Annotated in this window: 10 protein-coding genes; 6 read left to right on the plus strand and 4 right to left on the minus strand. The window is 56.4% G+C overall.

Annotated elements, in window-relative coordinates:
• The first annotated feature begins 40 nt into the window (after positions 1-40).
• Positions 41-901 carry a pyridoxal kinase PdxY gene (gene pdxY / locus PAT9B_RS08745; protein ID WP_013508893.1) on the plus strand — a complete coding sequence of 287 codons (861 nt, stop codon included), beginning with the start codon at positions 41-43 and terminating at the stop codon, positions 899-901.
• 38 nt (positions 902-939) lie between these two features.
• Here pdxY and gstA read toward each other — a convergent pair whose 3' ends face one another.
• Together gstA and PAT9B_RS08755 are read right to left on the minus strand one after the other, a co-directional pair.
• Positions 940-1,545 (minus strand): glutathione transferase GstA, encoded by a 606-nt coding sequence (gene gstA / locus PAT9B_RS08750; protein WP_041525935.1) that lies wholly within the window; start codon positions 1,543-1,545, stop codon positions 940-942.
• 71 nt (positions 1,546-1,616) lie between these two features.
• Entirely contained in the window at positions 1,617-2,525 is a 909-nt protein-coding gene (locus tag PAT9B_RS08755) for a LysR family transcriptional regulator (RefSeq protein WP_013508895.1), read from the minus strand.
• A 91-nt stretch (positions 2,526-2,616) separates the two neighbouring features.
• Between PAT9B_RS08755 and PAT9B_RS08760 the strand changes: the two genes are divergently transcribed.
• Positions 2,617-3,243 carry a glutathione S-transferase family protein gene (locus PAT9B_RS08760; RefSeq protein ID WP_013508896.1) on the plus strand — a complete coding sequence of 209 codons (627 nt, stop codon included), beginning with the start codon at positions 2,617-2,619 and terminating at the stop codon, positions 3,241-3,243.
• Positions 3,227-4,075 carry a pyridoxamine 5'-phosphate oxidase family protein gene (locus PAT9B_RS08765; protein ID WP_013508897.1) on the plus strand — a complete coding sequence of 283 codons (849 nt, stop codon included), beginning with the start codon at positions 3,227-3,229 and terminating at the stop codon, positions 4,073-4,075. Before PAT9B_RS08760 ends, PAT9B_RS08765 begins: the two co-directional genes overlap by 17 nt.
• Positions 4,076-4,133: 58 nt before the next feature.
• On the opposite strand, the gene dtpA is transcribed toward PAT9B_RS08765, so the two are convergent.
• Entirely contained in the window at positions 4,134-5,639 is a 1,506-nt protein-coding gene (gene dtpA, locus PAT9B_RS08770) for a dipeptide/tripeptide permease DtpA (RefSeq protein ID WP_013508898.1), read from the minus strand.
• Positions 5,640-6,740: 1,101 nt separating this feature from the next.
• A complete protein-coding gene (betT, locus tag PAT9B_RS08775; RefSeq protein WP_369700783.1) occupies positions 6,741-8,753 on the minus strand; it encodes a choline BCCT transporter BetT in 2,013 nt (670 codons plus the stop codon).
• A gap of 164 nt (positions 8,754-8,917) precedes the next feature.
• Between betT and betI the strand changes: the two genes are divergently transcribed.
• The 3 genes from betI to betA are packed head-to-tail and all read left to right on the plus strand — an operon-like array spanning position 8,918 to position 12,688.
• Entirely contained in the window at positions 8,918-9,523 is a 606-nt protein-coding gene (gene betI / locus PAT9B_RS08780; protein ID WP_041525779.1) for a transcriptional regulator BetI, read from the plus strand.
• Between the two features lie 18 nt (positions 9,524-9,541).
• Positions 9,542-10,999, plus strand: coding sequence for a betaine-aldehyde dehydrogenase (gene betB, locus PAT9B_RS08785; RefSeq protein WP_150105817.1), 1,458 nt, complete (start codon positions 9,542-9,544; stop codon positions 10,997-10,999).
• A 45-nt stretch (positions 11,000-11,044) separates the two neighbouring features.
• A complete protein-coding gene (gene betA / locus PAT9B_RS08790) occupies positions 11,045-12,688 on the plus strand; it encodes a choline dehydrogenase (protein ID WP_013508902.1) in 1,644 nt (547 codons plus the stop codon).
• The last annotated feature ends 53 nt before the right edge of the window (positions 12,689-12,741 follow it).

Here is a 12,741-nt window from a genome sequence, read left to right on the forward strand (position 1 = left end):
CTCCGGCCCTTTTTTTATGGCAAGGCAGTACAGGGCAATAATGAAAAATATTCTCGCAATCCAGTCACATGTTGTTTATGGCCACGCCGGCAACAGCGCGGCAGAATTTCCCATGCGTCGTATGGGTGCCAATGTCTGGCCGCTGAATACCGTACAGTTCTCCAACCACACGCAGTATGGTCACTGGACTGGCACCGTGATGCCTGCAACCCATCTGACCGATATCGTCCAGGGTATCGCTGCCATTGATCGGTTGAAAACCTGTGATGCGGTACTGAGCGGTTATCTGGGTTCTGCTGAGCAGGGCGAGCAAATCCTTGAAATCGTCCGTCAGGTGAAAGCCGCCAACCCGAATGCCTGGTACTTCTGCGATCCCGTGATGGGACACCCGGAAAAAGGCTGTATTGTCGCGCCAGGCGTGGCAGAGTTTCATTGCAAAATGGCGCTGCCTGCCAGCGATATCATTGCGCCGAACCTGTTGGAGTTGGAGATGCTCAGCGGGCATAGCATTGCCAATGTTGATCAGGCGGTGGTTGCGGCGCGTGCGCTGATTGCCCAGGGGCCAAAAGTGGTGCTGGTAAAACATCTGGCGCGGGCCGGACGTCGCAGCGACCGCTTTGAGATGCTGCTGGTCACCGCTGATGAATGCTGGCATATCGACCGTCCACTGGTCGATTTTGGCGTGCGTCAGCCGGTGGGCGTGGGCGACCTGACCAGCGGGCTGTTGCTGGTGGATCTGCTGCATGGCAAGTCACTGCGTGATGCGCTGGAGCACGTCACGGCAGCGGTTTATGAAGTGATGCTGAAAACCCATGAAATGGGCGAGTATGAACTGCAACTGGTGGCGGCGCAGGACGCCATCGCGCAACCGACGCAGCATTTTGCGGCTGAAAAGCTGTAAAACATCGTTAGCGGCGCGATTAATCGCGCCGCTCTGCATCAAACCAGACCTTCCGCCTTCAGCGCTGCCTGGACCGCCGGGCGTTCTGCCACCCGATCAAACCAGTTATTCAGCGCCGCGAATTCACTCAAATCGAGCTGCAATGCATGCGCCCAGCGCGTCACCACAAACAGATAGGCATCGGCCACGGTAAAACGTAGCCCCATCAGCCACTGCTTGTCCTGCAACGCACGATTAGCAATGGCGAATTTTTTGAGCAGTTGCTCACGCACCTGCTCTTTATACTCGGCAGGGGTGTCCTTTCTGAATAAAGGGCTGAAGCCTTTGTGCAGTTCGGTGCCGATAAAGCTCAGCCATTCCAGCGTATGATAACGCGTCAGGCTACCGGTCGGTGCCAGCAGGTGTCGATCCGGTTTTTGATCGGCCAGATATTGCACAATCGCCGTCCCTTCCGTCAGTAACGTGCCATCATCAAACTGTAAAGCCGGAACCTGTCCTTTCGGGTTTATCTGCCAGTAATCTTCTCCTCGCTCGGTACGTTTCTGTTGCAGGTCGACATTAACCTGCGTGAAGTCCAGTCCGCATTCGCGCATTACAATGTGTGGCGATAGCGAACAGGCACCGGGCTTGCAATAGAGTTTCATCATGGCCTCTCCTGGGTTTGTTGTGATCAAACCAGCATAATTCGGCAAAAAAGATTTGCCAGTGATACCGATCAGGAATCGTGGCTGACAGGGTAAATTTCTTCATTAAAGCAGGCGAGTGCGGGCAGACGCGTTAGCGCAAAATCCCAGAATTGACGCACTTTCGGCGTCATATTCCTCACCCGCTGCGTCACCAGCTGGACCGGCAAGGCGGCAGGTTCCCACTCCGGCAATAAACGGATCAAGGTTCCGGCGCGCAGATCGTCCAACACCTGATAGGAAAGCAAGCGGCCAATACCCTGGTGACTGCGCAGCGCCAGCAGTTGGCTTTCTACTTCATTCACGCGCAGCCGGGGAGTAATACGCACCCGGACATCACGGGCAAAGCGCCATTCACGCGTCTGGCGGGTTCCGGCAATCAACGCATGTTCGCTCAGCGCGGAAGGATGCGGCGGGAAACCCGCGCGTTGCAAATACGCCGGGCTGGCAATCAGCATGCTACGCACAGTACCGACCCGACGCGCTACCATGGACGAATCCTGTAGCTCGCCAATCCGTAGCGCAATATCCAGCCCGTTATCAATCAGATCCTGATAACTGTCGCTCAGCACCAACTCCAGCTGAATTTCCGGATGGCGCGCCAGAAAGGCGTTCACCAGCGGCATAACATGACGTCGGCCAAACTGAACCGGTGCGGTAACACGTAGCAATCCCTGCAAGCCGCTGTGATGGGCGCTGTCCATTGCCGCCTGATAGTCCGTCAGCAACTGGCGTGCCTGCTCAAACAGTTGCCACCCGGCTTCAGTTGGGGCCAGTTGGCGCGTGGTGCGTTCAATTAAGGTGGTGCCGAAGCGCTGCTCCAGTGCCGCCAGGGTGCGGGTGATGACCGGCGGCGAGCGCTGCAAACGACGTGCGGCTGCCGCCAGGCTACCCTGTTGAATGACGGTGACGAACACCTGTAGCTCATCGAATCTGTCCATCATTATTCCTGTTTTGGTAACAGTCTCTTGTCATAACCCGATCTTCATTACGTTAATCACAAGAGTAAGCTAAGCAAAAAAGGAGATCATCATGAAACTGTACAGCACCCCGTTATCTGGCCATGCGCACCGTGTACGGCTGTTATTGAACATGTTGCAACTGGATTATCACTGCATCGAAGCGGCGGCGGCGTTGCGTCAGCAACCTGAATTTCGCCAGTTGAATCCCTGGCAGCAGATCCCGGTGCTGGTGGATGATGATGTGGTGATTTACGACAGTAACGCCATCCTGGTGTATCTGGTGCGGCGCTATGCCCCTGACAGCCACTGGATGCCGGATGAGCCGGTCGCCGCCGCGCAGGTACAGCTGTGGCTGGGGAAAGCGGCCGGAGAGATTCGCTATGGCGTCGGCTCGGCGCGCTTAATTAAACAATTTCACACCCCGGAAGATTACGCCTCGGCATGCAGCGTGGCGGCGCGTTTTCTGCCGCAGATGGAGGCGCATTTACGCTCGCAACGCTGGCTGGCTGGCGAGTTGCCCACTATCGCCGATCTTGCCTGTTACGCTTACGTGGCCTGCGCACCGCAGGGTGGCATCGCCTTACAGCCGTGGCCTGCGATTCGCCAGTGGCTGACCCAGGTGGAGGCGCTACCGGGTTTCGAAGCGTTACCGCCGTTACCCCTGCCCGAGGACTGCCAAAATGTTTCATCCCGGTGAACAACGCGCGCAGCAGCTGGCGGGTTTTAGTCAGGTCCGCGCCGCGATTTACGATCAAATGCCGCAGCAACATCAGCTGTTTTTCGCGCAACTGCCGTATCTGCTGTTGGCGCAGCGCGATGATCACGGCTGGCCATGGGCGCATCTGTTGATGGCGCAGCCCGGCTTTGTTCAGCCGCTGGATGAACACCATCTGGCAATCAACGCCCGCGCGTTACAACGTGCGGCGCTGTTACAACCGCTGGTGGAAGGGGATGCGTTGGCGATACTCGGCATTGACTTTGCCACCCGCCGTCGCAATCGCGCCAATGGGCAGGTCGCCGCTATTGGGCCGGAACATCTGGTGATGCGGGTTAACGAGAGCTTTGGCAACTGTCCACAATATATCCATCAGTATCCGTGGCATGTTCCTGTTGTGCAGCGGGTGGAGGTTGAACAGGACACCACGCTAAACCCGGCAGACCGGCAGTTATTGCACCGTAGCCAAACGTTTTTTATCGCCAGCGGTGCGCCCTCCGGCAGTATGGATATTTCTCATCGTGGGGGGCCAGCCGGTTTTCTGCGCTGCCATCCGTCAGGGGCGTTGTCGTTTGATGATTTTCCTGGCAACCGCTATATGAATACCCTGGGTAATCTGCTGCTGGATGCGCGCTGTGCGTTGTTGATCCCGGACTGGCACCAGGGCAGCGCATTGCATTTGCAGGGTGAGATGACCATCGACTGGACCGCACATAATGATGAAGGGAAGGGTATCCGGCGTTTGTGGTTTACGCCGCAGCGGGTGATGCGGTTGGGAGCAGGGGCCTGTTGGCAAACGGACGCTGCCGCATAAAAAAACCGCCATCCCTGAGGATGACGGCTTAATCGTTTTTCCGGACTGGCCCGACAGATTAGGAATTGGCGTTTGCGCGCTGCAATTCAGTCTGGGCATCGTCCTGCGTCATGCGGTTCAGCAGCGGGGCGGTGAGCAGCATCAGGATGGCAATCACGCCGGTCGCGATACCGATTTGCTGGAACACATGGCTGTAAACGGCCAGTGAGGCGTGCGGATCGGTCACATCATTCGGTACGGCCATCAGGTTAGCCACTTTACCGGCGATCATTGCGGCACCTGCGGTGGTCAGGAACCATGAACCCATGATAAAGCCCATCAGACGCTGTGGAACCAACTGTGCCACCATCGCCAGACCGAGGCCAGAGATCATCAGTTCACCCACGCTCTGCAACGCATAGCTGAGGATCAGCCAGTTGACCGACACGATTCCGGCTTCATTGGCGAACTTCGCACCAAACGGCAGTACCAGGAAGGCCGCTGAACACAGCACCATACCGATGGCAAACTTGTGCGGCATCGGCAGTTTGTCGCCCATTTTGTTGTACACCGCAGCCAGAATCGGGCTGGCAAGCATGATCCAGAACGGGTTCAGCGCCTGGAACTGCTCCGGCTCAAAGGTGATGCCGAGAATGGCATGCTCTACGTTACGGATGGCGAAGAAGTTCAATGAGGTCGGCATCTGCATGTACAACACGAAGAACACGATCGCTTCAACCATCAGCAGGAACGCTACGATCATTTTACGACGTGCTGCGCCTTGCAAGGCAAAGGCTTCTTTGGCAAACACCATCACGATACCAATGGCGATCACACCCAGAGCCATACGCGCAATGCTCTGGTGATGCAGCAACCAGGTTGCCAGGGCAATCAGTGCCACTACGCCAACCAGTGTCATCAGTAATTTGTTGATCTGCAACGGTGCGAAGTCCGGTTTAGAACCGTAGTTTTTCACCAGGCGCTGGCAGAACAGGAAGTTCAGCAGGGTAATGACTAGACCCACCACCGACAGTGAGAACGCCGCGCCCCAGCCATACTTCGCTGCCAGCCACGGTGTCAGCATCATAGAGAACAGCGAACCGATATTGATCGACATGTAGAACATGGTGAATGCACCGTCGATACGCGGGTCGTCTTTCTCGTAGCAGGTGGAGAGCAGGGAAGACGGGTTGGCTTTAAACAGACCGCTACCGACGGCAATGGTGGCCATGCCGACATACACCATGGTGGTGTCATGACCGGAGAAGGCGACAAACGCGTAACCCAGCGCCAGTACCATCACGCCCAGAATAATGACACGTTTGGTGCCCAGCACTTTATCACCCAGCCAGCCGCCAATGGCAACCAGACCGTAAACCAGTGCACTAAACGAGGTGAACAGGGTGATGGAGTCTGCTTCAGACATCCCCAGCTGTTTCACCAGGTAAACCGCCATAATGGCCTGCAGGCCGTAGTAACCAAAACGTTCCCACAGTTCGATCGAGAAGATCAGGTAGAACGCTTTCGGTTGCTTGAACGCGTTGAGGCTGACTGCCTCATCAGTGTGTTTGTTTGCAGTTGACACGAGTACCTCAGTTTATACATAGCCTGTTTTTTGACAGGAATTAAGTCTGCGTCAGGCCGGGTAAATCCTGCGCAACATTGTTATTAGAAAGGAAAAACGGCGCCTAATTTGGCTGAATCAGGCCAGCAGGGCAAGTACTTTTTACACGCTGAAATACCTGCTAAGGGTAGGGTTAAAGCAATTATAAAAAGTTGTTAATTAGTGTTAAATGCCGGATGAGGTCATTATATCAGTATAATCGGTTGATTTGCAGATCCAGAAGATCATTTTCCTGATATAAACTGCGAAAATTCTGATTTTCAGGAGATATACCTGCTGTATGAAACATAAACAAAAAATAAACCTGTTATTGGCGTATTTTTAAGCATGATGGATTGATAATTAACCAAAAAAACCGCCATGAAGATTCCGAGTGGCTAATTAGTTGATCCTGCGCACAAAAATACGCTTTATTTTCAGATGTAAAAAAAGAAAACGTTTGCGGATGGTCATTCAGACAGATAAAAGCCTCCCTTAAGGCTAATGCTGGTCAGTTAAGGCCATATTCGGGTAAGGCTGCCATTTTTCATGCGTACTCTGCTGTGGGCCATCGCTCCTCTGCTGCTGCCGGGCAGTCCTCGCGCCGCTGACGCGGTGCCTTCGGCTTCAACGTCGTGCCGACGGACCGTTCGGGGAAGTCCATCCCTGTCCACCCCGAACTGACTCACGCATCCCTGCGTGAGTCTCCTGGCACAACGTTAAAGCCTCAGCGCTGCGAATAGCCCTTTGCAGCAGCAGAGGGGCGATGGCCTTCGCGATTGTGCCCTTTATGACACACGCACCAAAGCTTCGGAGCAGGCTGGGGCCGCTCAGGGGCAGGCAATCCGCAGCGCTGAACAGAGTGAGTCAGCCAGGAGAGCGCGCATGGATGCGCGCGAAAGGCGGGGTGGAACAGGGATGTGCCATCGCCGCCGGTCCGTCAGGCAGACGAATGACGTGAAGGCACCGCGTCAGCGGCGCGAGGACCGCCAGCCCCTGAGCGACACCAGACTGCGTCATCACCGATTGCTTAACTGACCAGCATTAGCCCTTAGGGCGGCTTATCAGGGATAAGCGAGCGGTTTATCGCACTAAATGCAAATATTGCAAATGGCGCTCGTAGTGATCGAGGATGTCATTGATAATCTGCTCCTCGTTGTAACCCACCAGATCATATTCCTGGCTGCCTTCCCACAGATGCACTTCGGCGCGATAGTAACGACTGGCTGCAAGGTTGGCATGACGACCCGCACGCATAAAAGAAGGGGTGGCATAGCCGGTCATCTGTACCGCGTAGTGGAAGGGGGCTTCTTCACCGTGTGCAACGCGCAAACCCAGGGTGAAATCCTGCGGCGACAGATCCTTTTCGACTTGCAACCCTTTCTCCTGCAACACGGATGACACTTTACTCAGCGCCGGACGCACGGTGTCATCCATAAAACGATACACGGTGTCGCGTGAGGGGTAGCTGATGGCGCGATTGAGACGATGACGCCAGCTACGAGTATGGCCGGGACGATAGCGATCGTGAATCATCGGGGAGGCGATGGCGACGGAACGGCTGCGATCACGCTGTTTTTCATGGTGCAATGCCCGGTACATTGCGACCACATACAGCACCAACACCAGCGAAAAGGGGAGCGCGCTCAGCACCACGGCGGTCTGCAACGCGGTGTAATCACCGGCGAACAGCAGCGACAGCGTCAGGATGCAAACTGCGGCGGCCCAGAAAATACGCAGCCAGTTGGGCGCATCTTCACCGCCATTTTCGCCTGCACAGGAGAGATTGGCGACCACCAATGCTCCGGAGTCTGCGGAGGTGACAAAGAAGATAAAACAGATCGCCACTGCCAGCACAATCACCGGTGTTGCCAGCGGATAGGTCGCCAGCATGTGATACACCGCCTGGGCCGGATCGCTCAGAGCGACATCACCCAAGGTTTTCATTCCCTGCTGGAACAGGGAGAGCGCGCTGTTGCCGAACACCGACAGCCAGGCGAGGGTGAAGCCCATCGGGATGAGCAGCACGCCAATCACAAATTCTCGCAGCGTGCGTCCACGGGAGATACGGGCAATAAACATGCCGACGAACGGTGACCACGCAATCCACCATGCCCAGTAAAACACCGTCCAGCTACCGAGCCAGGCGTCTTTGTTGCTGTCGCTATAGGCATAGAGATCGAAGGTTTTACCCGGCAGGCGCGTGACGTAGTCGCCAAAATTTTGCACCAACGCATTCAGCAGATGGCCGGTGGGTCCGGCGAACAGCACGAAGCCAAACATCAGCAGCGCCAGCAGCATATTGACCTCCGACAAACGGCGAATGCCTTTATCGACCCCACTGACAGCCGACAGCGTCGCCGCACCCATCACAATGACAATCAGCAGCACCTGCATGCCGGGAGACTGGGCAATGCCGGTCAGCCAGCTGATGCCGGAATTGATCTGCATCACACCAATGCCGAGGCTGGTGGCAAGGCCAAACATCGTGCCAACAATCCCGAAGATGTCTACCGCATGGCCGATTGGCCCGTTGATACGCTCACCGATGAGTGGATAAAACGCTGAACGCAGCGCCAGCGGCAGGTTGTGGCGGTAAGCGAAATAGGCCAGCGCCATCGCCACCAGGGTATAAATCCCCCAGCCGTGCAGGCCCCAGTGCATCATGGTCAGTACCATGCCGTCGCGCGCGGCATCGGCTGACCCCGCGATACCCTGCGGCGGCTGCAACAGGTGATCCAGCGGCTCAGACGCGCCGAAAAAGAGCAACTCGGAACCGATGCCGGCGGAAAATAGCATCGCTGCCCAGGTGCCGTAACTGAAATCTGGCCGTGCATGATCCGGTCCCAGTTTGATATCGCCATAGCGCGACAGGGCAATAAACAACACAAAGCCAAGATAAAACGCCACCACCAGCATGTAGTACCAACCAAAAGTGGCGGAAGCCCAGCGCTGCGCCCGTCCCAGGGTGGCGCTGGCCTGATGCGGAAACAGCAGCACCATGGATGAAAACAACACGATAATCAGTGCGGCACCCCAGAATACCGCTTTATTGAGCCTGACCGGCTGTCCGTCGGGCCGGTCCTGAATCCCCAGCATGTCTGTTCCTCAAAATTGCGATGAAGCGTCCTTGCAAGATATCCCTGTATTTAACGCGGGATTGTTACCCGATTGTTAGAAAGTGTAGTTTTTATTGATTGAACGTTCAATATAAAAAGACTACACTTCTTCACATTCGATAGACAAAACCGATGAACACCATGCCAAAAGTTGGAATGAAAGCCATTCGCCAGGCGCAGTTGATTCAGGCGACCCTAACGGTGATCGACCGCGTGGGGCTGGCTGAGGCCAGTATTGCGTTGATAGCCAAAGAAGCGGGGGTATCGACCGGCATCGTCAGCCATTATTTTGGCGACAAAAACGGTCTGCTGGATGCCTGTATGCGGCAAATCCTCGCCGATCTTTATCTGGCCGTTGAGCGGCAAAGACGGCTGGTGGATGACACGCCAGCGGCGCAGATCCGCGCCATCATTGATGGCAATTTCGACCTGTCGCAGGTTGAAGGGCCGGTGCTCACGACCTGGCTGGTGTTCTGGACCAGCAGCCTGCATCACGACAGCCTGCAACGTTTACAGCGTATTAATGACAAACGCTTGTGGTCGAACATCACCGCGCAGTTTGCCCGGGTGATGCCACGTGAGCAGGCTCGAGCGGCTGGCAGCAGTCTGGCGGCGCTCATTGACGGGCTGTGGTTGCGAATGACGCTGGCACCGCAACCCATGGCGCAGGGACTGTCGCAGGCGCGCCAGCTCTGCTATCAGAATCTCGCCCTGTGGCTGGCTGCCGCCGGGCCAACCCCATCCTGAGGAGGACCCATGGCTGACATTACGCGCTGCGGCTTATATATCAATGGTCAGGCGTGTCCGGGTAACGGGCCGCTGTTTACTACCATCAACCCGGCGAATGGCGAGGTGCTGGCAGAAATTACCTCCGCCAGTCGTGAAGATGTGGATCGCGCGGTCGCTACCGCGCGCGAAGGACAGCGCATCTGGCGAGGCTATACACCGGTGGAACGCAGTCGCGTGCTGTTAAAAGCCGTTGCTTTACTGCGTGAACACAATCAGAGGCTGGCAGAACTGGAAACCGCCGATACCGGCAAGCCAATCAGTGAAACGGCAGCGGTTGATATCGTCACCGGAGCGGACGTGCTGGAATATTACGCCGGTCTGGCTCCGGCATTACAGGGCGAGCAAATCCCACTGCGCGATAGCGCACTGGTCTACACCCGCCGTGAACCGCTGGGCGTCTGTGCCGGTATTGGCGCCTGGAACTACCCGATTCAAATCGCCTTGTGGAAAAGCGCCCCGGCGCTGGCTGCGGGTAATGCCATGGTGTTTAAGCCCAGTGAAGTCACACCGCTGAGTGCACTGGAGCTGGCGAAAATCTACAGCGAAGCCGGGCTACCGGATGGCGTATTTAATGTGGTGCAGGGCGCGGGCGAGGTTGGACAGGCGCTGAGTCAGCATCCGGATATCGATAAAGTCTCCTTCACTGGCGAAGTCAGCACCGGTAAACGGGTGATGGCGGATGCCGCACTGGCCAATCTGAAAGAGGTCACCATGGAGCTGGGCGGTAAATCGCCGCTGATCGTGTTTGCGGATGCCGATGTGGAGCGTGCTGTTGATGGCGCGCTGATGGCGAATTTCTACAGCAGTGGTCAGGTCTGTACCAATGGCACCCGGGTGTTTGTCCATCGCAGCATCCAGGCGCAGTTTGAGCAGCGCCTGCTGGAGAAAATGCAGGGCATCCGTATGGGCGATCCGCGCGATGCCACGGTGAATTTCGGCCCACTGGTCAGCGAGCAGCATTGCCGCAAAGTTGAGAGCTACCTGAAACTCGGCAAGGAGCAAGGCGCACGCCTGCTGGCGGGGGGGCACCGCATTATCGACGGTCCGCTGGCGCGTGGTTGCTACATCGAACCGACGGTGTTCAGTGATTGCCACGATGAAATGCAGATTGTGCGTGAGGAGATCTTCGGCCCGGTAATGAGCATCCTCACCTTCGACAGTGAAGAAGAAGTGATACGCCGGGCTAACGATACCGAGCTGGGGTTGGCCGCCGGGATCTTCACCCGCGACCTGAACCGTGCCCATCGGGTGATCCATCAGATAGAGGCGGGGATCTGCTGGATTAACAGCTGGGGTGAATCGCCCGCACCGATGCCGGTGGGAGGGTATAAGCAATCCGGTCTGGGGCGTGAAAACGGCATCGCCACGTTGCAACACTACACGCGCACCAAATCGGTGTTGATTGAGTTGGGCGACTACCCGAGCGCATTTTGAGTTTTGACCACCGGCGGCATGCCGCCGGTGTGAACGGGAGGTTTAATGCAGAAATTTGATTACATCATTATTGGTGCGGGCTCCGCAGGCAATGTGCTGGCGACCCGTTTAACTGAGGATGCTGACGTATCGGTACTGTTACTGGAAGCGGGCGGTCGCGATCACCGCTGGGACTTCCGTACCCAAATGCCAGCCGCTTTGGCTTATCCGTTGCAGGGCAAGCGTTACAACTGGGCCTATGAAACCGACCCGGAACCGCACATGAATCATCGCCGTATGGAGTGTGGCCGTGGTAAGGGGTTGGGAGGTTCCTCCTTAATCAACGGCATGTGTTATATCCGTGGCAATGCGCTGGATTACGATAACTGGGCAAAGAAGGACGGACTGGAGAACTGGGCCTACCGCAACTGCCTGCCTTATTTCCGCAAAGCAGAAAAGCGTGATGTTGGTGCCAATGCGTATCATGGCGCGGAAGGGTATCTCAGCGTGACCACTGCGAAAAGCGGTAACAATCCGTTGTATCGCGCCTTTGTTGATGCTGCCAAACAGGCCGGCCACGCGGAAACTGAAGATCTTAACGGTTATCGTCAGGATGGCTTTGGCCCGATGGACCGCACCGTCACCCAACAGGGCCGTCGATCCAGTACTGCCCGTGGCTATCTCGATGTGGCAAAGCAGCGTCCTAACCTGACCATCCTCACCCATGCGCAGACCGACCGCATTGTGTTTGACGGCAAAACGGCCACCGGCGTGCGCTGGTTGGTCAAAGGGCAGCCGCAACAGGCACAGGCACGACGCGAGGTATTGCTATGCGCCGGGGCGATCGCCTCGCCGCAAATTCTGCAACGTTCCGGGGTCGGGCCAGAGGAGTGGCTGCGCGAACTGGAGATTGACGTCGTTCATGCGTTACCCGGCGTTGGCCGCAATTTGCAGGATCATCTGGAAATTTACATGCAATATCGCTGCAAACAACCGGTCAGTCTCTATCCGGCCTTGCAGTGGTGGAACCAACCGGCGATTGGCGCGGAATGGTTGCTGAAAGGGACAGGCGTCGGGGCCAGCAATCAGTTTGAAGCTGGCGGGTTTATCCGCAGTGATGACCAGCCAGACTGGCCGGATTTGCAATACCATTTCCTGCCGGTGGCGATTAACTACAACGGCAGCAGCCCGGTTAAAGAACACGGTTTTCAGGCCCATGTCGGTCCGATGCGTTCCCTGAGCCGTGGGCGGGTAAAACTGACCTCGAAAGATCCCTATGCCGCACCCTCCATCTTTTTCAATTACATGTCACAGGCGCGTGACTGGCAGGAGTTTCGTGCCGCCGTGCGCCTGACGCGTGAAATCATGCGCCAACCGGCGCTGGCCGACTATTGTGGCGCTGAAATTCAGCCGGGACTGGCGGTACAAAGTGATGAGCAAATTGACGCCTTTATCCGTTCACATGCCGAGACGGCCTATCATCCCTGCGGCAGTTGTGCGATGGGTTATGGTGAGATGGATGTGGTGGACAGCGTTGGCCGTGTACATGGCATGCAGCAGTTGCGCGTGGTTGATGCTTCGATTATGCCGCAAATCACTACCGGCAATCTGAATGCGCCAACGGTGATGATCGCCGAGAAAATTGCCGATGCCATTCGTGGCCGGGTGCCGCTGGCCGCCTCAGCAGCGGATTATTACGTGCAAGGCTAACCCCCTGTAGCGGCGCGATTTATCGCGTGGTTTTTCTGGCAACGTGCGCGGAA

The organism is Pantoea sp. At-9b, assembly GCF_000175935.2.
In the GTDB taxonomy this organism is placed as follows: Bacteria; Pseudomonadota; Gammaproteobacteria; order Enterobacterales; family Enterobacteriaceae; genus Pantoea.